Here is a 26,294-nt window from a genome sequence, read left to right on the forward strand (position 1 = left end):
GCAATGGCCCGAGACGGATCGACTCGGCGAACAGCCCTCTCGGAAGACCGGCCACTTTGCTGATCGAGTAGCCCGCGGAGCGGGCGTATCGAGATCCACCAGCGTCAAACAGCGAGTCTGCAGACCACCCCTGCTGACGATCGTGGGTCTCGATACGCCCCTGCGGAGCTACTCGACCAGCGAGGGTCCCCAGGACCTCGTCCGCGAGATGCCACTTCTGCACTCGACACGCCGTGCAAGGCGTGCACAAGTGGCATCTCGCGGGGAGAGCGGGTCAGACCGCCTGGGAGAAGCCGAGGGCCGCGTCCGCCAGGTGGCGCAGGTGCTCCGGGACCGGCAGGCCCTTCGACTCCATCGAGCGGGCCCAGAGGCGACCGGCGCGGTACGAGGAGCGGACGAGCGGGCCGGAGAGCACGCCGAGGAAGCCGATGTCCTCCGCCTCCTCCTTGATCGCGACGAACTCCTCCGGGTGCACCCAGCGATCGACCGGCAGGTGCCGCGGCGTCGGGCGCAGGTACTGCGTGATCGTCACGATGTCGGTGCCCGCGTCGTGCAGGTCCTGCAGCGCCTGCGAGATCTCCTCGCGCTCTTCGCCCATGCCGAGGATGAGGTTCGACTTCGTGATCAGCCCCGCGTCGCGCCCCTGGGTCAGCACGTCGAGCGAGCGCTCGTAGCGGAAGGCCGGCCGGATCCGCTTGAAGATGCGCGGCACCGTCTCGACGTTGTGCGCGAACACCTCCGGCCGCGCGTCGAACACCCGCTGCAGGTGCTCGGCGCGCCCGGTGAAGTCGGGCACCAGGATTTCCACGCCCGTCCCGGGCGCCTGCGCATGGATCTGCCGGATCGTCTCGGCGTACAGCCAGGAGCCCTCGTCCGGCAGGTCGTCGCGGGCCACCCCGGTCACCGTCGCGTAGCGGAGGTTCATCCGCGCCACCGACTCGCCCACCCGGCGCGGCTCGTCGGCGTCGTAGTCCGCGGGCTTGCCCGTGTCGATCTGGCAGAAGTCGCAGCGCCGCGTGCACTGCGAGCCGCCGATCAGGAAGGTCGCCTCGCGGTCCTCCCAGCACTCGAAGATGTTCGGGCAGCCGGCCTCCTGGCAGACCGTGTGCAGCTCCTCGTCCTTCACCAGCGACTGCAGCTGCCGGTACTCCGGGCCCATCACGGCCTTGGTCTTGATCCACTCGGGCTTGCGCTCGATCGGCGTCTCGGCGTTGCGCACCTCGAGGCGCAGCAGCTTCCGGCCGCCGGTCTCGGCGCTCACGCCGCGACCCCCGCGATCGCGTCCACGGCCGCGAAGGCGGGCGCCGCCTCCCGGAACCGCGCCTCGACCCGTGCCCGCACCGCCGCCATCGACGGCGCCTCGCCGCGCTCGCGCTCGCGCTCGACGGTGGTGACTCCGGCATCGGCGATGCCGCACGCGATGATCCGGGAGTAGGGCTCCAGGCTGTTCGACACGTTGAGCGCGAAGCCGTGCATCGTCACGCCGTGCGCCACCCGGATGCCGATGGCCGCGATCTTGTCGGCGCCCTCGCCCCGGCGGATCCAGACCCCCGAGCGCCCGTCGACCCGCACCCCGGCGACACCGAGGTCGTCGAGCACGTCGATCAGCACGCCCTCGAGCGAGCGGACGTAGGCGACCACGTCGACCGGCTCCCGCAGCCGCACGATGGGATAGCCGACCAGCTGCCCCGGCCCGTGCCAGGTCAGCCGTCCGCCTCGGTCGACATCGACCACGGGGGAGCCGTCGACCGGGCGCTCGTGCGACTCCGTGCGCTTGCCCGCCGTGTAGACGGCGGCGTGCTCGCAGAGCACGAGCGTGCCCGGCCGGGAACCGGCGACCACCTCGCCGTGCAGCCGGCGCTGCAGCTCCCAGCCGTCGCGGTAGTCCAGGGGATCCGCGGCGTCGCCCGCGAGCAGTGTCTCGATCACCCGGCCACCCTAGACGAGTTCCTGCACTCGGTACAGTTAATCGACGCGGGCCGCCGTCGTCCGACCCCCGGGAAGGCTCCGGTAGAATTCCCGGCATCATGGCTACTTTCGGCACCCTCTCCGATCGACTCGTCGAGACCTTCAAGAACCTGCGCACGAAGGGCAAGCTCTCGGCCTCGGACGTCGACGGCACCGTCCGCGAGATCCGGCGCGCGCTGCTCGACGCCGACGTCGCGCTCGACGTCGTCAAGGCGTTCACCGGCAAGATCAGGGAGCGCGCCCTCGGCGACGAGGTGAACAAGGCGCTGAACCCCGCGCAGCAGGTCGTGCAGATCGTCAACGAGGAGCTCGTCGCGATCCTCGGCGGCCAGTCGCGCCGCCTCGAGTTCGCCAAGCGCCCGCCGACGGTCATCATGCTCGCCGGCCTCCAGGGCGCGGGAAAGACGACCCTCGCCGGCAAGCTCGGCAAGTACCTCGGCAAGGTCGGCCACACGCCGCTCCTCGTCGCGGCCGACCTCCAGCGCCCCAACGCGGTGCAGCAGCTGCAGGTCGTCGGCGAGCAGGCCGGCGTCGCCGTCTACGCGCCCGAGCCCGGCAACGGCGTCGGCAACCCGGTGAAGGTCGCGCAGAACGCGATCAAGTTCGCCACCGACAAGCAGTACGACACCGTCATCATCGACACCGCCGGCCGCCTCGGCGTCGACGCCGACATGATGAAGCAGGCCTCCGATATCCGCCGGGTGACGAACCCGGACGAGGTCCTCTTCGTCATCGACGCGATGATCGGCCAGGACGCGGTCGCCACCGCAAAGGCCTTCCAGGAGGGCGTCGACTTCACCGGCGTCGTCCTCTCCAAGCTCGACGGCGACGCCCGCGGTGGTGCGGCTCTCTCCGTCGCCTCGCTCACCGGCCGCCCGATCCTCTTCGCGTCCACCGGTGAGGGCCTCGACGACTTCGAGCAGTTCCACCCGGACCGCATGGCGAGCCGCATCCTCGACCTCGGCGACGTCCTTACCCTCATCGAGCAGGCGCAGAGCGCGTTCGACGAGGACGAGGCGCGGAAGATCGCCGAGAAGATCATGGGGGACACGTTCACCCTCGACGACTTCCTCGGCCAGATGCAGCAGCTGCGCAACATGGGCTCGATCAAGAAGATGATCGGCATGCTGCCCGGCGCGAAGGGCATGCGCGAGCAGCTCGACCAGTTCGACGAGCGCGAGATCGTGCGCACCGAGGCGATCATCCAGTCGATGACCAAGGCCGAGCGGGTGAACCCGAAGCTGCTGAACGGCTCGCGGCGCCTGCGCATCGCGCGCGGCTCCGGCATGACTGTGACCGACGTCAACCAGCTCGTCCTGCGCTTCGACCAGGCCGCGAAGATGATGAAGACCGTCGCCAAGGGCGGCGTGCCGAACGTCCCCGGCATGGGCCCCGTGCCCGGTGCCGGCTACCAGGGCCGCCCGAAGCCGCAGAAGAAGAAGAGCAGCAAGTCGGGCAACCCGGCCAAGCGCGCCGCGGAGAACGCGGCGATCAGCTCCGGTCCGCAGTCCACGAACGCGGGCGGCTCGGGCTTCGGCCTCGGCGGCGGCTCCGGTGCGGGTGCGCAGCCCACTCCGGAGGAGCTGGAGCAGCTGCAGAAGCTCCTCGGCCGATGAGGGGCCTGCGCGCCGGTCTCGCGGTCGCCGCGGCGGCCGCTCTCGCCCTAGGGCTGGCGGGCTGCTCCGAGGGCTCGGGAGTGGACGCCGCCTCGGCCCCGTCGCCGGACGAGCTCGTCGGCCGCTGGGTCACGGGAGTCTCCTACGAGTCGCCGGACGTCCCGTTCCTGCTCCTCGCTGAGGACGGCACCTGGACCGGCTCCGACGGGTGCAACGGCGTGCAGGGCGAATGGTCGATCGACGGCGAGGGCGCGCTGACCGTCGACGCCGGCCCCAGCACGATGATCGCCTGCGACGGCGTCGCCCTGCCGATGATCTTCGCCGACGCGATGATGGCCTCGATCGACGGCGGCCGCCTCCGCCTCTTCGACGCCGACGGCGCCACCACCGTCAAGCTCGCCCGCTCCACCAGCGACGACGCCCCCACCGCGTCCCCCGACCCGGCCGGCGAGTAGCCACCCCGGCCGGCCTCCCTTGGTCCGCTTGCTCTGCATGCTGGTCGAGTAGCCCCGCAGGGGCGTATCGAGACCCACAGCCGTCAGCACGAGAGCCGTGCAGTCCGCCCGCCGCGAGGTCTAGCGTGAAGGCATGACAACCGCTTCTCCGCGCCCCGTCCGCATCGGCGTCCAGATCGCTCCGCAGCACGTCTCCTACGAGGTCATCCGCGACACGCTCGCCGAGCTCGAGGACATCGGCGTCGACATCGCCTTCAACTGGGACCACTTCTACCCGCTCTCCGGTGAGCCCGACGGCCTGCACTTCGAGGGCTGGAGCATGCTCGCCGCCTGGGCCGAGCAGACCAGCCGCATCGAGTTCGGCCCGCTCGTCACCTGCAACAGCTACCGCAACCCCGACCTGCTCGCCGACATGGCCCGCACCGTCGACCACATCAGCGCGAAGGGCGCCGAGGGCCGCCTGATCTTCGGCATCGGCTCCGGCTGGTTCGAGCGCGACTACCAGGAGTACGGCTACGACTTCGGCACCGCCGGCTCGCGCCTCGACGAGCTCTCCGAGGCCATGCCCCGCATCCGCGCCCGCTGGGACAAGCTGAACCCCGCTCCCACCCGCGACATCCCCGTGATGATCGGCGGCGGCGGCGAGAAGAAGACCCTCCGCATCGTCGCGGAGCACGCCGACATTTGGCACAGCTTCTCCGACGTCCCCACCCTCGAGCGCAAGCTCGGCGTCCTCGCCGACTGGTGCGGACGCGTCGATCGCGACATGGACGCCATCGAGATCTCGACCGGCGCGAGTGTCCGCGGGGGCGTCGGCGACGCCTCCTTCGGCGTGCTCGACCAGCAGTTCGACCTCGGCGCCCGGCTCTTCACGCTCGGCATCACCGGCCCGGACATCGACCTCCAGCCGGTGCGCGACCTGCTCTCCTGGCGCGACGGCAAGAACAGCACCACCCGCTGAGCGGCTCCCCGGGGGTCAGCCGGGCGCGTCCGTCGCCCGCTGGTCCCCGGGGATCGCCTGCGCGAGCCCGGCCTTCTCCGCGGCGAGCACGAAGGCGTCCGCGAGCGCGACCTGGCCCTCGGCCGTCGGATGCACGCCGTCCTCGGCGAGCAGCCCGTCGGCGCGCAGCGGGTCCGGGTACTCGAGGGCGATCCCGCCTGCCGCGTCCACGGCGCCGACGAGCACCGCATCGTACGCGTCGAGGTCCTCGGGTCGCGGATCCGGCCCCCACACCGAGTCGAGCGCGATCAGCTTCGCGGAGGGGGAGGCCTCCGCGATCGCCTGCACCGCCGGGCCCATCGCGTCGGCGACCTCCTCGGGCGTCCAGCCGAGGTCGTTGCTGCTGGCGATCAGCACGATCGCGTCCGGCCGGGTGTCGGCGATCTCCTCGGCCCGGTCGCCGATCGCGACGCCGCAGTCGCCGGGCTCGATGAAGCCGCCGCCGTCGCAGCCCAGGTTGACCACGTTCCAGCCCAGGTCGTCCCCGACGAGCGCCGGCCAGGCCTGTCCGGGATCGAGCCCCAGACCGCGGACGATGCTGTCGCCCACGATGGTCACCCGCGCGCCGGCGGGCAGCGCGCCGCCGAGGGCGAGGGGAGCGGAGTCGGACAGCGGATCCGAGGTCGGCGACGGCAGGGCAGTGGCCGTCGCGGTGGACGCCGTGGGTGTCGCACCCGCTCCGGCGGGAGCGCCGCTGGCACTCGAGCACCCGGCGAGAGCCAGCACGCTCGCGCCGAGCAGCAGCGCGCCTGGGAGGAGCCGTCGTGTCATGCCCGCGGGTCCTTGAGTCCGTCACGCAGCTCGCCCGCCAGAGCCCGGACCACGGCCTTCAGATCGCCGTCGTTCTCGGCCGCGGTGCGCAGCTGGCGCTGGTAGCTCGCTCCCGCGACCAGGATCAGCTCGACGTCGGCCAGCTCCGCCGCGCAGTCGAGCCGCTCCGCCACCGGCGCGAGCGTCGTGAGCAGATCGCGGATGTCGTCCGTGACGAGCCGCTCGTTCCCGGCGGCGTCGAGGATGATCTCGGCATCGAGTCCGTAGCGCGCCGCGCGCCACTTGTTCTCCCGGACGTACCAGGGCTGCATCGTCGCGAGCGTCCCGCCCTCGTCGAGCTGGGTGGAGAGGTGCTCGACCAGGCACTGGATCAGCGCCGCGACCGCGCCGATCTCCTCCGGCGAGGACAGCCCGTCGCAGGCGCGCATCTCGATCGTGCCCCACTGCGGCGAGGGGCGGATGTCCCAGCGGACCTCGGTGTGGTCGTCGATGACGCCGGTGCGCATCATGTCGTCGACGTACTCCTCGTAGTTCGCCCAGGCGCCGAACTGCGGCGGCAGCCCGGCGGTCGGCAGCTGCTGGAACATCAGCGCGCGGTTCGAGGCGTAGCCGGTGTCGACGCCGCCCCAGAACGGGCTGGACGCCGAGAGCGCCTGGAGGTGCGGGTAGTAGTCGAGGAGCGCGTTGAGGATGGTGAGGACCTTGTCGCGGTCCTCGATCCCCACGTGCACGTGGATGCCCCAGATCATCATGTTGCGGCCCCACCATTGGGTGCGGTCGATGAGCCGGTGGTACCGCTCCTTGTCGGTGATGGTCTGGTCGTACCACTGCGCGAACGGGTGCGAGCCGGAGCAGACGAGGTCCAGGCCCATCGGGTCGGTGATCTCGCGCACCTGGCGCAGCTGGTCCTGCAGGTCGGCGACGGCGTCGCGGACGGTGCGGTGCACCCCGGAGACCAGCTCGACGGTGTTCTTCAGCAGCTCGCCGGTGATCCGCGGGTGCGGCGATCCGTCCTCGCCCCGGAGCGCCTCGAGCACGACGTCGGCGACGTTGGCGAGGTCGCCCGTCTGCCGGTCGACGATGGCGACCTCCCACTCGATCCCGAGGGTGGAGCGGTCGGATTCGGCGAAGGTGATCTCCATGACGGCGTCCTCGTCAGTCCGGCGTCCACCGGGCGGGACGCGCCCCCACATCCTCGCACCCGAGACCGGAGCGGACGCCGAGTGACGGGTGTCAGTGTCGGGGCCGCAGGCCGGGGGTTTTTCTGGCAGAATGATCCGTCGGGTCCGAGGCGGTCGACCCTCTACTCACCGCCGAAGAAACCCCCTCGAGCTTCCGGCCGGGTGTGCACCCCACGCTCACGGCTCAGTTCATCCATCATCGACCTCACGGTCAACGACCACACAGGAGAATTGTGGCTGTCAAGATTCGTCTGAAGCGCCTCGGCAAGATCCGAGCGCCCTACTACCGCATCGTCGTCGCCGACTCGCGCACCAAGCGCGACGGCCGCGTGATCGAGGAGATCGGCCAGTACCACCCGACCGAGCAGCCCTCGTTCATCAAGGTCGACTCGGAGCGCGCGCAGTACTGGCTCGGAGTCGGCGCGCAGCCGACCGAGCAGGTCGCCGCGATCCTCAAGCTGACCGGCGACTGGGGCCGCTTCAAGGGCGACGCCGACGCCGTCAGCACCGTCCAGGTGAAGGAGCCCAAGGCTCCGTTCGTCGTCGACGCCAAGAAGAAGCCGGTCCTCAAGCCGAAGTCCGAGGCTCCCGCCAAGGCCACCGCGCCCGAGGCGCCCGCCGCCGACGAAGCCTCCACCGAGGCGTAGTCCATGCTCGCTCCCGCCGTCGAACACCTCGTCAAGGGGATCGTCGAGAACCCCGATGAGGTCAAGGTCGTGGCTACGAGCTCCCCGCGCGGAGAGGTCCTCGAGGTGCGCGTGCACCCCGAGGACCTCGGCCGCGTGATCGGACGTTCCGGTCGCACCGCCAAGGCCGTCCGCACTCTCGTCGCTGCCCTCGCCGACGGGCGACGCGTGCGCGTCGACGTCGTCGACACCGACAAGTAGGGTGGCGGCCCCCGCAGCGGGCACGACGCAGCTCCGCGTCGCCCGACTCACCAAGGCCCACGGGCTCAAGGGCGCGATCAAGCTCGAGCTCTACACCGACGAGCCCGACAAGCGCTTCACCCCCGGCGCCTCCTTCACGCTCCAGGTGCCGCGCACCTCCGAGTGGCACGGCAAGAAGCTCGAGCTCGTCGAGCTGCGCTGGTACAACAGCCACCCCGTCGCGTTCTTCAAGGGCATCGCCGACCGCGACGCCGCCGAGACCCTCCTCAAGGCGATCCTCTGGATCGACGAGGAGGTGCAGACCGAGCCCGGCGACGACGACTCCTGGTACGACTACCAGCTGGTCGGCATGTCCGTCGTCCGCGACGGCCGCGAGGTGGGCACGGTCCGCCGCGTCGACCACTTCCCCGCGCAGGACCTCCTGATCGTCGGCACGCCGTCCGGCGAGGTGATGGTCCCGTTCGTGAACGCGATCGTCCCGTCCGTCGACCCGGTCGCCGGCGTCGTCACCGTCACGCCGCCGATCGGCCTCTTCGAGGAGGCTCCCGAGGAGGAGCCCGCCGAGGTGGACCTCAGCGGTATCGACCTCTCCGACCCCGAGCTGGCCGCGGCCGCTCCGGTCGAGGACGAAGCCGACGCCGACGCCGAAGCCGAATCCGAGTCCGCCGACGTGACAGCCGACTCCGCTCCGGCCGACTCCGCCGACGCCGACGCCGCGGATGCCGCGACCCCGGACTCCCAGGAGGAGCCGCGGTCGTGAGGATCGACATCGTCACGATCTTCCCGGAGTTCTTCGGCGTCCTCGACATCAGCCTGCTCGGGCGCGCGCGCCAGAGCGGGCTGATCGAGCTTGGGGTGCACGATCTCCGCTCCTTCACCCACGACCGGCACCGCACCGTCGACGACACGCCCTACGGCGGCGGCGCCGGCATGGTGATGCGGCCCGAGCCGTGGGGCGAGGCGTTCGACACGATCCTCGATCCCGCGGCGGACCCGCTGGTGATCTTCCCCTCGCCCGCCGGCGAGGTCTTCACCCAGGCGACCGCGCGCGAGCTCGCGCAGGAGTCGTCCCTCGTGTTCGGCTGCGGCCGCTACGAGGGCATCGACCAGCGCGTCGTCGACCACACCGCCGAGCGCGCCCGCGTGCGGATGATCAGCCTCGGCGACTACGTCCTCAACGGGGGAGAGGTCGCCGTGATGGCGATGATCGAGGCCGTCGGCCGCCTCGTGCCCGGCGTCGTCGGCAACCCGGCGAGCCTGGTCGAGGAGAGCCACTCCGACGGCCTGCTCGAGTACCCCAGCTACACCAAGCCCGCCTCCTGGCGCGGCCTCGACGTCCCCCCGGTGCTGCTCAGCGGCAACCACGGAGCGATCGCCGCCTGGCGCCACGAGCAGAGCGTCGAGCGCACCCGCCGCGTCCGCCCGGAGCTCCTGCCCTGACCCGCCTCCGCGCCTGGCCCCGATCCCGCGAGATGCCACTTGTGCACACCTTCTGCGGCGTGTCGCGCTCATAAGTGGCATCTCGCGGAGGGGGGTTACGTCGCGCGCGTCAGGGTGAGGTGGCGCTCGCGGAGGGCGAGGAAGAGGGGGAAGGCGAAGGCCAGGGCGACCAGGGGCGCGAGCAGGACGAGGATCCACACCCGCTTCATGCCGATGCGGCGGCCCTCGGCGATCATGAAGGCGACGGCGGCGATCGCCACCACCAGCAGGTCCGTCGTGATCGACGAGACCGCCGGTCCACCGCCCGCGAGGTCGCCGAGGAAGTCGACGCTCTCCAGCACGGCCCGGACGTTGTACGTCCAGGTGCCGACGAGGCCGGCGACGGCGAGCAGCAGGTAGATCACGGCGGGCGGCGTCCAGCCGCGGCGCAGCCGGCTCATCGCGCCACCTCGGCGGAGGCGCGGCGGACCGCGACGACTCCCGCGATCACGAGGGCGAGCACGACAGCGCCGCCGACGGCGAGGGTGAGCGCATCCGGAGCCACGATCGACTGCCCGCGCAGCGCCTGCCAGCAGGTCAGCGCGACGACCGCGGACCACGTGAGCGCCGCAAGCGCGACGAGCCGCAGCCGGAGAGTCGCATCGCCGAGCAGCCGCGCCCGCGTCCCCAGCCGTGCGAGTGCGAAGGCCAGCAGCGGCAGCCCCTGCAGCGCGTGCATCCCGAGGAAGTGCGGGATCCGCAGATCGCCGCCCGTGGTGCTCCAGCCGAGCAGCGGCAGACCTGCGCCGCCGTCCTCCACGCCGACCGCGTGCGCACCGACGAATCCCTGGTAGTCCGAGAGCTGCGACGCGGTCGGCCCGGTCATCAGGAAGGCGAGCGCCATCCCGACGAGTCCGATCACGAGGCCGGCCCGGACCGCGAGGGTGAGCGAGGGGTCGCCGAGCGGCACCCGCGCCAGGAGCGCCGCCAGCACCAGCGTGACCAGCCAGACGACGACGATCGACACCGCCATCGCCGCCCAGAGCGCCGAGTGCAGCGGGGTGGTGACGTTGAAGTGGCTCGTGACGCCGACCGCCGCGGCGCCGCCGATGACGACCATCTCGATCGCGAGACCGGCGACCGCGATGCTGCCGAGGATCCGCGCGAGTCGCCGGCGGCGCTCGGGGACGAGGCCGATCAGCCAGGCGAGCGTCAGTGCGTAGACGGCGATGGAGAGGCAGAACTTCAGCGGCTTCGCCCAGAGCGGCTGGCCGCCGAGCTCGCGCGTGTCGACGAGCAGCAGGACGAGGCAGGCCAGGACGCCGACCGCCATCGCCGCGGCGAGGACGAGGAGCGGGCGGTGCGGGCGGGCGGGGACCGCTGCCGCACGCTCCGGACGCTGGATCGTGGCGGTCAACGCGCCACCTCGGCGTTCTCTCGCACCGCGCTGTGCTCGGAGGCGGAGGTCGAGTCCTGCCGCTCTCCGAACCGCCGCTGCGTCTCCCGGGCCTGGGCGACCCGGCGCATCGACTGCAGCACGACATCACCGAGGGCCGTGCCCACCGCCGCGATCGACGTCTGCTCACTCACGCTGCTGCGCGCCTCGAGCTCGTCCAGGTCCGCGCTCGCGACGATCGCCGCCGCCCGGGCGTAGGCGTCGAGCCAGGACGGCGTCATGCCGCCCCCGGAGAGCTCCAGGGCGTCGAGCGCCCGAGCCGCTGTCCGCACGGCCGGGTGCTCGCAGTAGTCGTCCCCGACGATGGCCCGCACCCGCTCGAGCGTGTCGTCTGAGGCGACGGCCTCGGAGTCGACGTTCGCGGAGACGACGTCCTGCGCTACCTCGAACGCGACCGCCGGGGGAGCGCCCTCGTCCAGAACGGCAGTGATCCGCTTCGCGCCGGCGATGCCGACGCCGCCGCTCTCGATCAGCGCGCGGAGCAGGCGGAGCCGGGCGAGGTGCTCGTCGCCGTAGTCGGACCGCTGCGGCCCCGAGGCCGTGCCCGGCGGCAGCAGCCCCTCCCGGATGTAGTACTTGATCGTAGGCAGGCTGACGCCGCTGAGGCGGCTGAGCTCCGAGACTCGCATGCGGATAGTATTGCTATCAGATACCGCTCCTGTCCAGTACTCGGCGGGAGAACCTCCAGGGGTGGGCTCAGTCGCGCGCGGAGAGGACGACGTTGCCGGTCTCCGTGATGGCGATGGTGTGCTCCATGTGCGCGCCGCGCGAGCCGTCGCGGCTGCGGAGGGTCCAGCCGTCCTTATCGGTGTAGATCTCGTCGGTGCTCTGCAGGAACCACGGCTCGATCGCGACGACCAGGCCCGGGCGCAGCGGGTAGCCGCGGCCGGCGCGGCCGTCGTTTGCGATGTGCGGGTCGCCGTGCATGGTGCGGCCGACGCCGTGGCCGCCGAAGTCGGTGTTGATGCTGAGCCCCTCGGCGCGGGCGACCGCGGCGATGGCGGCTGAGATGTCGCCGATCTTCTTACCCGGCTGCGCGGCGGCGATGCCGGCCTCGAGCGCGCGGGTCGTGGTGTCGACGAGCTTCAGGTCCTCGGGGCGGGGCGTGCCGACGGCGACGGTGATCGCGGAGTCGGCGACCCAGCCGTCGACGGAGGCGGCGAAGTCCAGGGTCAGCAGGTCGCCGTCGCGCAGGCGGTAGTCGAAGGGGAGGCCGTGCAGCACGGCGTCGTTCACCGACGTGCAGATCACCTTGCCGAACGGGCTGGCGCCGAACGAGGGGTGGTAGTCGATGTAGCAGGACTCCGCGCCGGCCGAGCGGATCATGTCGTGGGCGAGGCGGTCGAGCTCGAGCAGGTTGACGCCCACGGCGGCCGCGGCGGACGTCGCCTTCAGCACCTCGGCGACGAAGCGGCCGGCCGGGCGCATCTCCTCGATCTCGGCGGGTGTGCGCAGCTCGATCATGCTGATCCTCTCTCGGGGGTCGCTGAGGCGTTCTTCAGCGGTCGTGGGTACCGTCGGTGCATGCGCACGAGACGGGCTTTCGGTTCCTGGCTGTACCCTGCGGCGGTCGTCCTGCCGCTCTGGATCCTCCTGGGGTACGGACTCTTCGGAGGATCGAGCGGCTGGACCGTGCTCGGCCTGGTCATCGCCCTCCCCATTCTGGCGGTCGCTCTGGCCGTCGTCGCGAGCGTCGTGGCGTTTCGGGTGACCGTGCGGCCCTCGCGGACCCCCGCCTGGGGCGACGTGGCGGCGCTCGGCGCCTGGCACGTCTCGCTGATCGCCTTCGGCTTCTTCCCTCCCGGGGCGTGGGCGCTCGGCCTGCTCTCGATCCTCCTGGGCGTCGTCGCCTTCACCCACTCCGTCTGGCGCTTCTTCACGGACGCGCGCGCGACGCTCCTCGCGTTCGCCGCGGCCGCAGAGGTGCAGGCCCAGGGCGGCCCGCAGCCGCAGCCGGTGACGGACGAGCGCTTCGACCCGGACCGCCCCCAGGACGGGCAGACGATCGTCCTGTGAGGCCGCGCGCCGGGCTCGCGGCGCCTCCGACTCCGCCGCCGAGTCCTCGAAAGTTGCGGTAGTCGAGCGCGACTACCGCAACTTCTGCGTAGCGGCGAGAATCCGGCCGGCCCGCCGCTTTGACGCCGGCTCCGGCGCCATGGCAGAATGAGCGCTTGTGCCTCGCGCAGGCTCTGCCACAGGGGAGCCGCGACGACGTGGGCACGACCGACTTCCATCAACGAAACGGTGTTCGACCTGTGGCGGGCACGGAGAGCGATACAGCATGCACATCCTCGACTCACTCGATGCGGCGTCACTCCGCACCGACATCCCCGAGTTCCGCGCCGGCGACACCGTCAAGGTGCACGTCAACATCGTCGAGGGCACCCGCTCGCGCATCCAGATCTTCCAGGGCGTCGTCATCGGCCGCTCGAACGAGGGCGTCCGCGAGACCTTCACGGTCCGCAAGGTCAGCTTCCAGGTCGGCGTCGAGCGCACCTTCCCGGTCCACTCCCCGGTGATCGACCACATCGAGGTCGTCACCCGCGGTGACGTGCGTCGCGCGAAGCTCTACTACCTCCGCAACCTCCGCGGCAAGAAGGCGAAGATCAAGGAGAAGCGCGACTCCTGAGCGGCGTCCGCACAGCGATTCCCGGACCCCGGCCCATCTATGATGGACCGGGGTCCGACCCTTTTCCGGGGCGGTACGACCCGGTGATCCACAGACCGGCGCGGCACCGCGCGGGTCGACCACAGTAGGGGCCACGGCACGCGATGACAGACAGCACGGCCCCCGTGACCCTCCCGCACGACGGCGGCCGCCACTCCGCCGATCCGGACGGCGAGCACCGCCCGCGCCGTCGCCGACGGGGGGTGCTCCTCTTCCTCCGCGACGTGCTGATCATCGTCGTCGTCGCCGTGCTGGTGTCCTTCCTCGTCAAGACGTTCCTGATCCGCTCGTTCTACATCCCGTCCTCCTCGATGGAGCAGACGCTGGTCGAGAACGACCGCATCCTCGTGAACGAGCTGGTCCCCGGGGTCGTCCCGATCTCGCGCGGCGACGTGGTCGTCTTCCGCGATCCGGGCGGCTGGCTCTCGCCGACCTCCGAGCCCGAGGTCCCCGCGTTCCAGGCCGCCATCGACTCCGCCCTCGCGCTCGTCGGCCTCACCGCGCCCGACAGCAACGACCACCTGATCAAGCGTGTCATCGGCCTGCCCGGCGATCACGTCACCTGCTGCACGCCGCTCGGCCAGGTCGAGATCAACGGCAATCCGATCTCGGAGCCGTACGTGAAGCTCCCCGACGGCGTCCAGGCGGTCTCGGCGACCCCGTTCGACGTGGTCGTGCCCGAGGGCTCGCTCTGGGTGATGGGCGACAACCGCTACAACTCCGCCGACTCCCGCTACAACACCGACAAGCCCGGCAATGGCTTCGTGCCGATCGACAACGTCGTCGGCCGCGCGATCCTGGTCACCTGGCCGGTGCAGCAGTGGGCCTGGCTCGACGACTACCCCTCGGTGTTCCGTGGCGTCGACACCGAGGCGTCCGACGAGCAGTCGGAGGACGACCGGGCCAGCGCGGGCGGGCGCTAGGTGGTCGTCGCCGACCCGGACCTCCGCGAGGAGCGCCGGCTCTTCCGTCAGGGCTTCGAGAGCGTCATCGGCTGCGACGAGGTCGGCCGCGGCGCGATCGCCGGACCGGTCTCCGTCGGCGTCGTCGAGATCGGCTCGCGCTGCGGCCGCTTCCCGGAGGGCCTGCGCGACTCGAAGATGCTCGCCCCCGCCCGTCGCGAGGCGCTGCTGCCCGGCGTGGTGAAGTGGGTGTCCGGCTGGGCGATCGGCGAGTCCTCCGCCGACGAGATCGACGACACCGGGATCATCGCCGGCCTCGGCCGCGCCGCCTCGCGCGGCATCGAGCGCCTCGTCGACCAGGGCGTGGAGCTGTCGCGCGCCGTCGTCCTGCTGGACGGCAAGCACGACTGGCTGACGCCCGCGCTCGGCCCGTGGGCGGCGGAGCTGACGATCGTCACCCGGATCAAGGCCGACCGCGACTGCGCCTCCGTCTCGGCCGCCTCCGTGCTGGCGAAGGTCGGCCGCGACGGCCAGATGGTGCGCCACCACGACGACTTCGCCGACTACGCCTGGGACAGCAACAAGGGCTACGGCAGTGCCGCGCACTGGGCCGGCCTCGACCGCGTGGGGCCGTCGCCGCTGCACCGGGTGACCTGGCTGTCGCGCTCGCGCGAGGCCGGAGTCGACGCCGTCTCCGCCTAGGGCGGTCCCGGCGCCGGGCGGTGTCGCGTAGAATCGACGGACGATGGATGAGGACGAGTTCGAGGACTACGACCGCGAGGTCGAGCTGGCACTGTACCGGGAGTACCGCGACGTCGTCTCGCAGTTCTCGTACGTCGTCGAGACCGAGCGGCGCTTCTACCTCGCCAACGAGGTCGAGCTGGTCCGCCGCGACACCGAGCACGACTTCTACTTCGAGCTGACCATGCGCGACGTGTGGGTCTGGGACGTCTACCGCTCCGACCGCTTCGTGAAGTCCGTCCGCGTCCTCACCTTCAAGGACGTCAACGTCGAGGAGCTCTCCCGCAAGGAGTTCGAGCTCCCGAAAGAGCTCGCCCTCGACGAGTAGGGCCTTCGGCTCGTTCTCTCCGGGTTGAGGAGCGCTTCCAGCGCACACTCCCCCCTGCCGAGGAGCGCTTGCAGCGCTTCATTCTCCGGCTGAGGAGCGCTTGCAGCGCACTCTTCCCTCCGCTGATCGAGTAGCGGTGGCGCTCATCGAAACCTCGCAGACGGACGTCGCTGACGGCTCTTCCCTCGCGACGCCGCCGGCACCACCCATGCTGGTCGAGTAGCCGCCGAAGGTGGCGTATCGAGACCCACCCTCACAAGGGGCCGGCAGCGGCTGGTCTCACGATTCCGGCATGCATCACGCACCGCCCGGCCTTCATGCTGGTCGAGTAGCCGCCGCTGGCGGCGTATCGAGACCCACTGTCGACGGACGATCCCGCGCCGATCGACGCCGCCGGGCCCGCCCTCCACAGCTCCGGATTCCCCGCTCCCTCCCCAGTTCTGCCGCCGCTCGCCCCGTGCCCCTTCTCCCTCCGCGACCCTTCCGCAAGGAGGTTCTGCATGGACAAGGACGAGTTGGGCCGCCGTGGCGAGGAGATCGCTGCGGCGCATCTGAGGGAGCGCGGTTTCGAGATCCTCGACCGCAATTGGCGGGTGCGGGAGGGGGAGTTGGACATCGTGGCGCGGGAGGGTGCGGCGCTGGTGGTGGTGGAGGTGAAGACGCGGTCGTCGACGCGGTTCGGGTTGCCGATCGAGGCGATCACTCGGGTGAAGGCGCAGCGGTTGCGGCGGCTCGCATATGCGTGGGCTCGGGAGCACGACGAGCGTTCGCGGCACCTGCGGATAGACGCGGTCGGGATCGTCGCGCCGGAGGGTGTGCCGTCTCAGGTGCGGCACGTGCGGGCGGTGGCGTGATGGGGCTGGGGCGGACGTCCGCGGTCGGTCTGGTCGGCTTCACGGGTGCCGTGGTGGGAGTGGAGGCGCATTCCGCGGACGGCACTCCGGGGATGGTGATCATAGGGCTGCCGGATGCGGCGCTGTCGCAGGCGAAGGAGCGGGTGCGGTCCGCGGCGATCAACTCGGGGAGCGGGATCGCGGAGTACAAGCTGACGGTGAACCTGTCGCCGGCGGCGATGCCCAAGCACGGGTCGGCGTTCGATCTCGCGATCGGGCTCGCGGCTCTGGCGGCGCTGGGGGAGGTGAACCGGGAGTCGGTCGCGGCGGTCGTGCACATCGGCGAGCTCGGGCTGGACGGGCGGCTGCAGTCGGTGCCGGGGGTGCTGCCCGCGGTGCTCGCCGCGGCGCGGGCCGGCCGATACAGGGTGATGGTGCCTGAGGACGACCGGCTCGAGGCGGAGCTGGTCGAAGGAGTCGACGTGATCCCGGTCTCCTCCCTGGCGGCGGCCGCCGTCTGGCACGGGGCGGAGTGGGACGTGCCGGTCCTGCCGGAGCGCTCTACTGCGCCTCCTGCCGCTCGTGAACCGGAGTCCCGGCTCGACTTCGCGGACGTGATCGGCAACGAGGAGGCGGCGTCCGCGATGGTCGCCGCAGCGGCGGGCGGTCACCATGTGTTCCTCCTGGGTCCGCCCGGTGCGGGGAAGACGATGCTCGCCTCGCGCCTGCCCGGCATCCTGCCGGATCTCGACGACGAGGCGGCACTCGAGGCGACCTGCATGCGTTCCCTGGTCGGGGAGCACACCGGCGGGACACTGGTGAGGCGTCCGCCCTTCGAGAGCCCGCACCACTCCGCCTCCGCCGCCGCGATCGTCGGCGGTGGCAGCGGGAGGATCCGCCCGGGAGCCGTGGCTCGCGCCACCCGCGGGGTCCTCTTCCTGGACGAGGCGCCGGAGTTCTCCGCCGTCGCCCTCGACGCGCTGCGGCAGCCGCTCGAGTCGGGCGTGATCCGCATCCACCGTGCGAACGTCATGGCGGAGTTCCCGGCCCGCGTGCAGCTCGTGCTCGCGGCGAACCCGTGCCCCTGCGGGCGCCACGGCATCCGGGGTGAGATCTGCTCGTGCTCGCCGCCGGTGCGGCGCCGCTACCTGGCGCGGCTGAGCGGTCCGCTGCTCGACCGCGTCGACATCCGGCTGACGGTACGGCGCATCGGGGCGGCACAGCTCGCCGTCCGTCGCGACGAGCCGGGCCTCTCGACGGCGCAGGCTCGTGCCCGAGTGGTCGCCGCGCGTGCTCGCGCTCGGGCGCGTCTGGCAGGCACCCCCTGGTCGGTGAACGCCGAGGTCGACGGCGCGTGGCTCCGCGCGAGCCCGCAGCGCCCGACCGCCCGGGAGTCGAGCACCCTCGACCTGGCCCTGGAGCGCGGGCTGGTGACGATGCGCGGCTACGACCGCGTGCTCCGCCTCGCCTGGACGCTCGCCGACCTCGACGAGGTCGACCGCCCCGCTGCGAGCCACCTCGCCCGCGCACTGATTCTGCGGGGAGCGGGCTCGTGACGGCCGTCGCCGAGCTGTTCGACCGGACCGAGACGCGCCTCGCGAGGCGCCTGCTTCCCGAGGACAGCGAGTCCGACCCGGTGGAGACGCTCGCGCGCGCGGCCTGGTCGTCGCTCGCCGAGCCGGGCGATGCGGTGGCAGGAACGCTGATCGAGCGATTCGGTGCCGGCGGTGCGCTCGCCCACGTCGTGGGGTCGGCGTCGGCGGGGGAGATCCTCGCGGAGTCGGCGGCGGCGGACGTGCGCCGGGTCGAGGCCGGACCCGCGGACGACGCTGCTTTGGAGACCGGCCGCTCCGAGAACTCGTTCGACTCGACGATGGGCGGAGAGAGCGACGGCGACGATTCCCGGAGCGGAACGAGAGTCCTCGCCGCCGGATTGGCGCGCTGGCGCCCCCGCGTCGACAGGGCCCTGCTCCTCCGCCGCCTGGAGATCGCGCACCGTCTCGACGCACGCCTCCTGCTGCCGGGCTGCGAGGGCTGGCCCCAGCCGCTCGCCGACCTGGGGGAGCACGCGCCGTTCATGCTCTGGAGCCGCGGCGATCCGCTCGCCCTCGCCGCTCCGTACCGCCTGGCCGTCGTCGGGGCCCGCGCCGCGACCGGCTACGGCGAGCACGTCGCCGCGGACCTCGCCGCCGGTACCGCCGAGCGCGGCGTCCTCATCGTCTCCGGAGCCGCCTTCGGGATCGACGCGGTCGCACACAAGGCCGCCCTCGGAGCGGGTGGCAGCACGGTCGCCTTCCTCGCCGGCGGCTCCGACCGGCTCTACCCGACGGCGCACACCGACCTCCTGCACCGCGTCATCGCGACGCCCGGCTGCTTAGTGGTGACGGAGGTGCCGCCGGGCACGACGCCGACGCGTTGGCGCTTCCTGCAGCGCAACAGGCTGATCGCCGCGTCGACCGCTGCCACGGTCGTCGTGGAGGCGGGAGCCCGCTCCGGGTCGCTGAACACCGCCGGCCACGCTGCGGCGCTCGGGCGCCCGCTCGGTGCAGTGCCCGGCCCAGTGACGAGCGCCTCGTCGGCGGGCTGCCACCGGCTCCTTCGGGAGTACGCCGCGACCTGCGTGACGTCGGCTCCGGAGGTCGTCGAGCTGCTCGGCATGTCCGCGGTACTCGCTGCTGTACCGGAGGTCTCACGGACGGCGTCGCGCGTCCTGGACGTCCTCCGCTCGGACGGTGCGCACGAGACCGAGGTGCTCGCGCAGCGCTCCGGCCTGTCCGTCTCCGAGATGCTCGACCTGCTCGGGACCTGCCTCGCGACCGGGCTCGTCCAGCGCGACGCGGAGGGGAGGTGGAGGGCAGCCGCGTGAGAAGCGGGTGAGGGGAGGTGGCGGTCCGCCGCAGGAGGACGGGGTGACGTTCCGCTCCGTCCCTCGCCGTCCGGCGAGGCATCCGGTCCTCGACGGCCCTGAAGGCGAGCGACTCGCGGGACGAGGTTCTTCCGGCCTCGCGAGGCGCGGCGAAAGGCCCCGCCTCAATTCACGGCGAAGCAAGCCAGTCCGGAGCATCCCGCGCGCACGGCCTGCCGCCGAGGCGACGGGGCGCTGTCGGCGGTGCGCCCTACGCTGTCGATCAAGCAGCGAGGGGAGCCGCATGGGTGACGAGACGACGACGAGGACGCAGCCGGAGAATCCGCAGCTCGGGCACTTCCGGGCCGCCGACCGGGTGGTCGCGCACCTCAGCGACATGCACTTCCTCGCGGAGGGCGCTCCGCTCTACGGGCGCGTCGACACCGTCTCCCGGCTCGAGCAGGCCGTCGCGCGGCTCGTCGAGCGCGGCGGTCGGCTCGACGCGATCGTCGTCACGGGGGACGTCGCCGATCGCGGTGAGGAGGACGCCTACCGGCGGGTCAAGGACGTCCTCGATCCCGTGGGCGAGCGCTTCGACTGCCCGATCGTCTGGGTGATGGGCAACCACGATGAGCGCGGTGCGTTCCGCCGGGTGCTCCTCGATCAGGAGCCGGGCGACGTGTCCAGCGATGCCCCGATCGACCAGGTCGTCGACCTCGGCGGGCTGCGGCTCATCGCGCTCGACAGCGCGGTGCCGGGCTACCACCACGGCGCGCTCACCGGCGAGCAGCTCGAGGCGCTCCGAGCCGAGCTCGCGACGCCTGCTCCACTCGGCACGATCCTCGCGCTGCACCACCCGCCGCTGCCGACGCCGCTCGGAGCGATGACCGTGCTCGAGCTCCGCGGAATGGACCGGCTGGAGGAGGTGGTGCGCGGGACCGACGTGCGCGCGATCCTCGGCGGGCACCTGCACTATCCGACGGCCGCCACCTTCGCCGGCGTCCCGGTCTTCGTCGCCGGAGCGACCAGCTACACGATGGACCTCGGCGCTCCGGAGCGCGAGCTCGCCGGCATCGACGGCGCGCAGAGCTTCTCGCTCGTCCACGTGCACCCGGAGACCGTCGTCACCTCGCTCGTCCCGAGCGCCACCGCGCCGATCGCCACCCGCTTCGGCACGGATCTGATCGAGAAGCTCGAGAGCCTCGACGAGCAGGGCCGCATCGACCTGTGGTCGCGGATGCCGGGCACCGATGGCTGACACGCCTCCCGCAGGCCTGCCCCCGCGTGGCGAGCCGCTCGCGGCGGCCGTCGAGGACTTCCTCCGCTACGTCCTCGACGAGCGCTCCCTCTCACCCGCCACGGCCCGCGGCTACCGCGCGGACCTCTCGACGCTGATCGACTTCGCCGCAGGCAGGAAGCAGCCGATGCTCGCCCAGCTCGACCTCGAGCTGCTGCGCGACTGGCTCTGGCACGAGTCGCAGACCGGCGTCGCACGCGCGACGCTCGCCCGGCGGACCGCGGCCGTCCGCTCCTTCTCGTCCTGGGCGCAGCGCTCCGAGCGCCTGCCGATCGACGTCGCCGCACGCCTGCGCACGCCGAAGGGCGGGCGCCCGCTGCCGCGCGTGCTCACCGAGCCGCAGACCGAGCACCTGATCGACGTGGTCGCGGCGCGCGGGGCGACCGAGGACCCGGTGGCCCTGCGCGACCTCGCGATCATCGAGCTGCTCTACGCCTCCGGCATCCGCGTCTCCGAGCTCGTCGCGATCGACGTCGGCGACCTCGACCTGAGCCGGCTCACCGTGCTGGTCACCGGCAAGGGGAGCAAGCAGCGCGTCGTGCCGTTCGGCGTGCCCGCGAAGGAGGCGCTCATCGCCTACCTGGAGAAGGCCCGCCCGCAGCTGCTCCCGGACGCGGAGGCCAGCGCGACCGGGACGAGCACCCCGGCCCTTTTCCTCGGCCGTCGCGGCGCCCGCCTCACCCCGCGCACCGTCTACGGCGTCGTCGCCCGGCTCCTCGACGGCGGCCAGGGCTCCGGCCCGTCCGGCCCGCACACCCTCCGGCACACCGCGGCGACGCACCTGCTCGACGGGGGAGCGGACCTCCGCGCCGTCCAGGAGCTGCTCGGCCACGCGAGCCTCGGCACCACCCAGATCTACACCCATGTCTCGACCGAGCGGATCCGCGAGGCCTACCGCCTCGCCCACCCGCGCGCCTGAGCGCGCCGCCGTCACCACCGCCTGCTCCGGATCGGCGACCGCTCCTGCGGCCACTCCGTCCATCGGCAGCAGCACCGCCCGCGGGATCCCGCCGAAGAACCGCATCGGGTTCACGTACTCCCCGTCCTCGCGCACCCCGAGGTGCACGCACGAGCCGTCGCAGTGCCCGCCCGAGCCCACCGAGCCGACGACGTCCCCGGCGCGGACCTCCTGACCCTCCGCGACGGACGGCTCGACCGGCTCCACGCTCGACACCAGCCCGTCGGCGTGCGCGATGCTGACCACGCTCCTGTCGACCACCCGCCCCGCGAAGGACACCCGCCCGTCCGCGACGGCCCGCACCGGAGAACCCGCCGTGGCAGCGAGGTCGATCCCGCGATGCCCCGCGGCGTAGCGATGCGCGGGCGCCCGCCACGGCTCGACGACGGAGAAGCCGTCCACCGGCGGGGTCCAGAGCATCGGAGCGAGCAGGGCGAGCACCAGGAACACGCCCGGGCGGAGGAGGAGAGGAGCAACCATGCGGACACCCTCGCCGACAGCGCAGAGGCGCGGGCGACTCGCGGCCCGACCGGGGGAGAAGCACCGGAGTACGCCGCCTGTGGAGGAGCGACTGCGAAAGCAGCGCTCCGCAACCCGTCCCGGCGGATTGGCAGGCGGGAGTAACGTGCCTGTGATCCGGAGCGGGCGCGGAGACACCGCACCCACCGGCGGCGAGAATCGGAGACGACCATGACCAGCGGACGATCTGACACCATCCCGAACCCCTCGGCGGCGAAACTGAAGAGGAAGGTGATCGGTCTCGCCATCGCGGCGGCGGTCGGCGGCTTCCTCTTCGGCTTCGACTCGTCCGTGGTCAACGGAGCGGTCGAGGCGGTGCAGGGCGAGTTCGAGCTGTCGGCCGCGCTGATCGGCTTCGCCGTCGCGTCGGCACTCCTCGGCTGCGCGGTCGGCGCCTACCTCGCCGGTCGCCTCGCGGACCGCTGGGGCCGCATCAAGGTCATGCTGCTCGGCGCAGGCCTCTTCTTCATCTCCTCGATCGGCGCCGGCGCGGCCTTCGCCGTGTGGGACCTCGTCCTCTGGCGCGTCGTCGGCGGCCTGGGCATCGGCATCGCCTCGGTGATCGCCCCCACCTACATCTCCGAGATCGCACCCAAGGCGATCCGCGGGGCGCTCGCGTCGCTGCAGCAGCTCGCGATCACGCTCGGCATCTTCGCCGCGCTGCTCTCGGACACCGTCATCGCCGAGGGCGCCGGCGGAGCGTCCGAGCCGTACTGGTTCGGCGTCGCGGCCTGGCGCTGGATGTTCATCGCCTGCGCCGTCCCCGCCGTGATCTACGGACTGCTCGCCCTGACGCTGCCGGAGTCGCCGCGCTACCTGGCCACGCGGGGTCGCTCGCAGGACGCGCGCAAGGTCCTCGCGACGGTGACCCCGCGCGACGAGGTGGACGAGGCACTGGCCGACATCCAGAAGAAGATCGACGAGGACGCCGAGAACGCCCAGCGCTCGAGCCTGCGCGGTCCGGCGCTCGGCCTGCTGCCGGTGGTCTGGGTCGGCATCCTGCTCTCGGTGTTCCAGCAGTTCGTCGGCATCAACGTGATCTTCTACTACTCGACCTCGCTCTGGAGCGCGGTCGGATTCGACGAGTCGAACTCGTTCGCCATCTCGGTCTTCACCTCGGTCGTGAACGTCGTGGTCACCTTCGTCGCGATCTTCCTGGTGGACAAGGTCGGCCGGAAGCCGCTGCTGCTCGTCGGCTCCGCCGGCATGGCGATCTCGCTCGGACTGATGGCGCTCGCGTTCAGCCAGTCGACGATCAGCGGCGAGGACGTCTCGCTGCCCGGCGCCTGGGGTCCGATCGCGTTGGTCTCGGCCAACGCCTTCGTGGTCTTCTTCGGCGCGACCTGGGGCCCGCTGGTCTGGGTGCTGCTCGGCGAGATCTTCCCGAACCGGATCCGCGCCGCCGCCCTGGGCCTCGCCGCCTCGGCGCAGTGGATCGCCAACTTCGCGATCACGGTGACGTTCCCGATCCTGTCGCAGGACGTCTCGCTGACCCTCGCCTACGGCCTCTACGCGGCGTTCGCCCTCATCTCGTTCTTCTTCGTCTTCCTGTTCGTGCCCGAGACCAAGGGCCGCTCACTGGAGGAGATGGACACCCTGCACATCCGCACCGTGATGAAGTCGGCGCGCAAGTAGGGCCGCACCGCGCCCCTTTCCGAGCTCCGGCTCGCGAGAACGCCTCCGGCTCGTGGAATCCCAGCGGTTCTACGTGCCGGAGGCGTTTCCGCGTGCCGGAGCCGCGTGGCTGAGCTGCGCGGCGGACTTCGGGCTCGTGATTGCGGGTCGGGCTCGTCAGATCGGGTGGTTCCTGCGTGCCGGAGGTGTTTCTGCGTGCCGGAGCCGCGCGGCGGGACGTCGGGCCCGAGGTTTCGGTCCGGGCTCGTGGGATCGGGCGGCTTCCGAGTGCCGGAGGTGTACTCACCTGCCGAACGTGGGTGGTGGAGCCCCGGGCTCGCGATTTCGGCTCGGGCTCGTCGGATCGGAGATTCTCCGCGTGCCGGAGGTGTTTCTGCGTGCCGGAGGTGAGCAGCGGGACCCCGGGCTCGTGATCTCGGCTCTGGCTCGTCGAATCGGGCGGTTTCCGCGTGCCGGAGGCGTCTCCGCGTGCCGGAGGTGGTCGGCAGCCGGGCGGCGGACGCGCGGGTCCCGCACCCGCGGGGGAGGCGGCCGTCCTGGTGCTAGTCTTCTCGGAGCACCTCGCTCGTCGGGGTGACTACGCGCGCCCATTCGGCCAACGCTCCCCACGGTCCCCTTCGCCCAGTGCGAGGAGGGCGGGAGCGCGCCGGGCGCCAGGGCGACGTGCCGACCGGCCGTCGCGGACAACCGAACGGGAGTTCGGCGCCGTCGTGCGCCCGAGCCCCAGAGAAGGAGAACGACTCATGGCAGTCGTCACCATGCGCCAGCTGCTCGACAGCGGCGTTCACTTCGGGCACCAGACCCGTCGCTGGAACCCGAAGATGAAGCGCTTCATCCTGACCGAGCGCTCGGGCAGCTACATCATCGACCTCCAGCAGTCGCTGGCCTACATCGACAAGACCTACGACTTCGTCAAGGAGACGGTCGCCCACGGCGGCACCATCCTCTTCGTCGGCACGAAGAAGCAGGCGCAGAACGCGATCTCCGAGCAGGCGACCCGCGTCGGCCAGCCCTACGTCAACCAGCGCTGGCTCGGTGGCCTCCTCACCAACTTCCAGACGGTCTCCAAGCGCCTCGCGCGCATGAAGGAGCTCGAGGAGCTCGACTTCGACGACACGTCGAAGAGCGGCTTCACGAAGAAGGAGCTCCTCATCAAGAAGCGGGAGCTCGACAAGCTGCACAAGTCGCTCGGCGGCATCCGCAACCTCTCGAAGACGCCGTCGGCCCTGTGGGTCGTCGACACCAAGAAGGAGCACCTCGCGATCGACGAGGCCAAGAAGCTGGGCATCCCGGTCATCGGCATCCTCGACACGAACTGCGACCCGGACGAGGTCCAGTACCCGATCCCGGGCAACGACGACGCGATCCGCTCGGTGAGCCTGCTCACCCGCATCGTCGCCGACGCCGCGGCCGAGGGCCTCATCCAGCGTCACCAGAAGCCCGAGGCCGAGGGCAACGTCTCCGCCGTCGAGCCGCTGGCCGAGTGGGAGAAGGAGCTGCTCACCACGAGCGACGACTCCGCCGCCTCGACCGACGCCCCGGCGTCCGACGTCCAGGAGCCCGCCGAGCAGGCCGGCGCCGAGACCGAGAAGGTCGCCGACGCCGAGCTCGCGACCGCCGACGAGGCCGTCGCCGAGGCCGAGGCGCCCGCCGAGGCCGACTCGACCACCGAGTCCGCGACCGACGAGACCCCGGCGTCCGTCTGACACCCGCACTGAGCCGGGGGTCGGACGGGTCGCGAGAGCGCCCGGCCGACCCCCGCTCATTCGGTGCACGTTCACCACGAAGCAGAACCGCCGACACCCCGGCGTGATGGAGTCCTCGACACCGAGGCCCGTCGCCGCGGGACCGGCAGACCACGACGTCCTGGCGGGCGCGGGTGCGCGAAGCACCGCGCCGACCGGACACAACAGAGGAGTTCGCAGAACTATGGCTAATTTCAGCCTCGCTGACGTCAAGACGCTGCGCGAGCAGCTCGGAACCGGCATGGTCGACACCAAGAACGCGCTCGTCGAGGCCGACGGCGACCTGGACAAGGCGGTCGAGATCCTCCGCCTCAAGGGCGCCAAGGGCAACGCGAAGCGCGCCGACCGCTCCACGAGCGAGGGCCTCGTCGCCGCCGCCGAGAAGGACGGCGTCGCCACCCTGATCGAGCTCGCCTGCGAGACCGACTTCGTCGCCAAGGGCACCAAGTTCATCGCCCTGTCCGAGGGCGTGCTGGACGCGGTCGTCGCCGCCGGCGCGACCACCGTCGAAGAGGCCCTCGCGGCCCCCGCCGGCGACAAGACCGTCGCCGACCTCATCAACGACGAGGCCGCGATCCTCGGCGAGAAGGTCGAGCTCCGCCGCGTCGCCACCGTCTCCGGCGAGCACTTCGCCGTCTACCTGCACAAGACCAACAAGGACCTGCCCCCGCAGGTCGGCGTGGTCCTGGGCTACTCGGGAGACGACGCGGAGACCGCGCGTTCGATCGCGCAGCACATCTCGTTCGCCAACCCCTCCTACCTGTCGCGCGAGGACGTGCCGCAGTCGGAGGTCGACAACGAGCGCCGCATCGTCGAGGAGATCTCGCGCGGCGAGGGCAAGCCCGAGGCCGCCCTGCCGAAGATCATCGAGGGTCGCGTCAACGCGTACTTCAAGCAGGTCGCGCTGCTCGACCAGGACTACGCCAAGGACAACAAGCTGTCCATCAGCAAGGTCGTGGCGGACGCCGGTCTGACCGTGTCGGGCTTCGCCCGCTTCAAGGTCGGCGCGTAGCACGCACAGCGAGGGGAGTCCGGGTCGTTCAGTCGACCCGGACTCCCTTCGCTCTGCC

28 protein-coding genes and 1 pseudogene are annotated in these 26,294 nt (G+C 71.6%); 20 read left to right on the forward strand and 9 right to left on the reverse strand.

Annotation, left to right across the window (positions count from 1 at the left end; translation table 11 throughout):
- Positions 1-274 precede the first annotated feature (274 nt).
- Both lipA and lipB read right to left on the reverse strand, forming a co-directional pair.
- Entirely contained in the window at positions 275-1,261 is a 987-nt protein-coding gene (gene lipA, locus MT350_RS05765) for a lipoyl synthase (protein ID WP_208323042.1), read from the reverse strand.
- A complete protein-coding gene (lipB, locus tag MT350_RS05770) occupies positions 1,258-1,929 on the reverse strand; it encodes a lipoyl(octanoyl) transferase LipB (protein WP_243599101.1) in 672 nt (223 codons plus the stop codon). The genes lipA and lipB overlap by 4 nt, the downstream gene beginning before the upstream one ends.
- Positions 1,930-2,027: 98 nt before the next feature.
- On the opposite strand from lipB, the gene ffh reads away from it, so the two are divergent.
- From ffh to MT350_RS05785, 3 genes are all read left to right on the forward strand, one after another.
- Positions 2,028-3,584, forward strand: coding sequence for a signal recognition particle protein (gene ffh, locus MT350_RS05775; RefSeq protein ID WP_243615527.1), 1,557 nt, complete (start codon positions 2,028-2,030; stop codon positions 3,582-3,584).
- Positions 3,581-4,039 carry an META domain-containing protein gene (locus tag MT350_RS05780; RefSeq protein WP_243599102.1) on the forward strand — a complete coding sequence of 153 codons (459 nt, stop codon included), beginning with the start codon at positions 3,581-3,583 and terminating at the stop codon, positions 4,037-4,039. Before ffh ends, MT350_RS05780 begins: the two co-directional genes overlap by 4 nt.
- A gap of 133 nt (positions 4,040-4,172) precedes the next feature.
- Complete coding sequence (locus tag MT350_RS05785; RefSeq protein ID WP_123732175.1) at positions 4,173-5,000, forward strand: LLM class F420-dependent oxidoreductase; 828 nt, start codon at positions 4,173-4,175, stop codon at positions 4,998-5,000.
- A gap of 15 nt (positions 5,001-5,015) precedes the next feature.
- Here MT350_RS05785 and MT350_RS05790 read toward each other — a convergent pair whose 3' ends face one another.
- Together MT350_RS05790 and MT350_RS05795 are read right to left on the reverse strand one after the other, a co-directional pair.
- The gene (locus MT350_RS05790; RefSeq protein ID WP_243599103.1) at positions 5,016-5,810 is read right to left on the reverse strand and encodes an SGNH/GDSL hydrolase family protein; all 795 of its coding nucleotides are present in this window, start codon (positions 5,808-5,810) and stop codon (positions 5,016-5,018) included.
- Positions 5,807-6,952, reverse strand: a complete 1,146-nt coding sequence (locus tag MT350_RS05795; RefSeq protein WP_132437826.1) for a glutamate--cysteine ligase — start codon at positions 6,950-6,952, stop codon at positions 5,807-5,809. Before MT350_RS05795 ends, MT350_RS05790 begins: the two co-directional genes overlap by 4 nt.
- Positions 6,953-7,224: 272 nt before the next feature.
- Here MT350_RS05795 and rpsP point away from each other — a divergent pair, with 272 nt between their 5' ends.
- From rpsP to trmD, 4 genes are read left to right on the forward strand one after another with little or no spacing between them, the layout of a single operon-like run.
- A complete protein-coding gene (gene rpsP, locus MT350_RS05800) occupies positions 7,225-7,638 on the forward strand; it encodes a 30S ribosomal protein S16 (RefSeq protein ID WP_123445713.1) in 414 nt (137 codons plus the stop codon).
- Positions 7,639-7,641: 3 nt separating this feature from the next.
- Positions 7,642-7,878, forward strand: a complete 237-nt coding sequence (locus MT350_RS05805) for an RNA-binding protein (RefSeq protein WP_123445714.1) — start codon at positions 7,642-7,644, stop codon at positions 7,876-7,878.
- Position 7,879: 1 nt separating this feature from the next.
- Positions 7,880-8,638, forward strand: coding sequence for a ribosome maturation factor RimM (rimM, locus tag MT350_RS05810; protein WP_374204645.1), 759 nt, complete (start codon positions 7,880-7,882; stop codon positions 8,636-8,638).
- Positions 8,635-9,318, forward strand: a complete 684-nt coding sequence (gene trmD, locus MT350_RS05815) for a tRNA (guanosine(37)-N1)-methyltransferase TrmD (RefSeq protein ID WP_123445716.1) — start codon at positions 8,635-8,637, stop codon at positions 9,316-9,318. The genes rimM and trmD overlap by 4 nt, the downstream gene beginning before the upstream one ends.
- 95 nt (positions 9,319-9,413) lie before the next feature.
- On the opposite strand, the gene MT350_RS05820 is transcribed toward trmD, so the two are convergent.
- The 4 genes from MT350_RS05820 to map all read right to left on the reverse strand — a co-directional run bounded on the left by MT350_RS05820 (position 9,414) and on the right by map (position 12,217).
- On the reverse strand, positions 9,414-9,758 hold the full coding sequence (locus MT350_RS05820) for a DUF2834 domain-containing protein (RefSeq protein ID WP_243599104.1): 345 nt from the start codon (positions 9,756-9,758) through the stop codon (positions 9,414-9,416).
- Positions 9,755-10,714 carry a hypothetical protein gene (locus tag MT350_RS05825; RefSeq protein ID WP_243599105.1) on the reverse strand — a complete coding sequence of 320 codons (960 nt, stop codon included), beginning with the start codon at positions 10,712-10,714 and terminating at the stop codon, positions 9,755-9,757. Before MT350_RS05825 ends, MT350_RS05820 begins: the two co-directional genes overlap by 4 nt.
- On the reverse strand, positions 10,711-11,382 hold the full coding sequence (locus tag MT350_RS05830; protein WP_243599106.1) for a MerR family transcriptional regulator: 672 nt from the start codon (positions 11,380-11,382) through the stop codon (positions 10,711-10,713). Before MT350_RS05830 ends, MT350_RS05825 begins: the two co-directional genes overlap by 4 nt.
- 67 nt (positions 11,383-11,449) lie before the next feature.
- Entirely contained in the window at positions 11,450-12,217 is a 768-nt protein-coding gene (gene map / locus MT350_RS05835) for a type I methionyl aminopeptidase (RefSeq protein WP_243599107.1), read from the reverse strand.
- 60 nt (positions 12,218-12,277) lie between these two features.
- On the opposite strand from map, the gene MT350_RS05840 reads away from it, so the two are divergent.
- The 10 genes from MT350_RS05840 to MT350_RS05885 all read left to right on the forward strand — a co-directional run bounded on the left by MT350_RS05840 (position 12,278) and on the right by MT350_RS05885 (position 21,286).
- Positions 12,278-12,769, forward strand: a complete 492-nt coding sequence (locus MT350_RS05840; RefSeq protein WP_123445721.1) for a hypothetical protein — start codon at positions 12,278-12,280, stop codon at positions 12,767-12,769.
- Positions 12,770-13,034: 265 nt separating this feature from the next.
- A complete protein-coding gene (gene rplS, locus MT350_RS05845; RefSeq protein ID WP_123445722.1) occupies positions 13,035-13,382 on the forward strand; it encodes a 50S ribosomal protein L19 in 348 nt (115 codons plus the stop codon).
- A gap of 143 nt (positions 13,383-13,525) precedes the next feature.
- A complete protein-coding gene (lepB, locus tag MT350_RS05850) occupies positions 13,526-14,344 on the forward strand; it encodes a signal peptidase I (protein WP_243599108.1) in 819 nt (272 codons plus the stop codon).
- Positions 14,345-15,025 (forward strand): ribonuclease HII, encoded by a 681-nt coding sequence (locus MT350_RS05855; protein ID WP_243599109.1) that lies wholly within the window; start codon positions 14,345-14,347, stop codon positions 15,023-15,025.
- Between the two features lie 43 nt (positions 15,026-15,068).
- Positions 15,069-15,392: a DUF2469 family protein gene (locus MT350_RS05860; RefSeq protein ID WP_056044100.1), complete on the forward strand. Its 324-nt coding sequence runs from the start codon at positions 15,069-15,071 to the stop codon at positions 15,390-15,392.
- Between the two features lie 500 nt (positions 15,393-15,892).
- On the forward strand, positions 15,893-16,246 hold the full coding sequence (locus tag MT350_RS05865) for a YraN family protein (RefSeq protein ID WP_123704773.1): 354 nt from the start codon (positions 15,893-15,895) through the stop codon (positions 16,244-16,246).
- Positions 16,246-17,781, forward strand: coding sequence for a YifB family Mg chelatase-like AAA ATPase (locus MT350_RS05870; protein ID WP_243599110.1), 1,536 nt, complete (start codon positions 16,246-16,248; stop codon positions 17,779-17,781). The genes MT350_RS05865 and MT350_RS05870 overlap by 1 nt, the downstream gene beginning before the upstream one ends.
- A complete protein-coding gene (gene dprA, locus MT350_RS05875; RefSeq protein ID WP_243599111.1) occupies positions 17,778-19,091 on the forward strand; it encodes a DNA-processing protein DprA in 1,314 nt (437 codons plus the stop codon). The genes MT350_RS05870 and dprA overlap by 4 nt, the downstream gene beginning before the upstream one ends.
- Positions 19,092-19,374: 283 nt before the next feature.
- Positions 19,375-20,328: a phosphodiesterase gene (locus tag MT350_RS05880; RefSeq protein ID WP_243599112.1), complete on the forward strand. Its 954-nt coding sequence runs from the start codon at positions 19,375-19,377 to the stop codon at positions 20,326-20,328.
- Positions 20,321-21,286 (forward strand): tyrosine recombinase XerC, encoded by a 966-nt coding sequence (locus tag MT350_RS05885; RefSeq protein ID WP_243599113.1) that lies wholly within the window; start codon positions 20,321-20,323, stop codon positions 21,284-21,286. Before MT350_RS05880 ends, MT350_RS05885 begins: the two co-directional genes overlap by 8 nt.
- 117 nt (positions 21,287-21,403) lie before the next feature.
- Here the strand turns inward: MT350_RS05885 and MT350_RS05890 are convergent.
- Positions 21,404-21,805, reverse strand: a pseudogene (locus MT350_RS05890) (M23 family metallopeptidase); the annotation flags it as partial.
- Positions 21,806-22,015: 210 nt separating this feature from the next.
- Between MT350_RS05890 and MT350_RS05895 the strand changes: the two are divergent.
- The 3 genes from MT350_RS05895 to tsf all read left to right on the forward strand — a co-directional run bounded on the left by MT350_RS05895 (position 22,016) and on the right by tsf (position 26,236).
- Positions 22,016-23,479, forward strand: coding sequence for a sugar porter family MFS transporter (locus tag MT350_RS05895; RefSeq protein ID WP_123445729.1), 1,464 nt, complete (start codon positions 22,016-22,018; stop codon positions 23,477-23,479).
- A 743-nt stretch (positions 23,480-24,222) separates the two neighbouring features.
- On the forward strand, positions 24,223-25,185 hold the full coding sequence (gene rpsB, locus MT350_RS05900) for a 30S ribosomal protein S2 (protein WP_243599114.1): 963 nt from the start codon (positions 24,223-24,225) through the stop codon (positions 25,183-25,185).
- A 223-nt stretch (positions 25,186-25,408) separates the two neighbouring features.
- Positions 25,409-26,236 carry a translation elongation factor Ts gene (gene tsf / locus MT350_RS05905; protein WP_123732203.1) on the forward strand — a complete coding sequence of 276 codons (828 nt, stop codon included), beginning with the start codon at positions 25,409-25,411 and terminating at the stop codon, positions 26,234-26,236.
- Positions 26,237-26,294 lie beyond the last annotated feature (58 nt).

The sequence above is a fragment of the Rathayibacter sp. VKM Ac-2928 genome, from assembly GCF_022815545.1.
In the GTDB taxonomy this organism is placed as follows: Bacteria; Actinomycetota; Actinomycetes; order Actinomycetales; family Microbacteriaceae; genus Rathayibacter; species Rathayibacter festucae.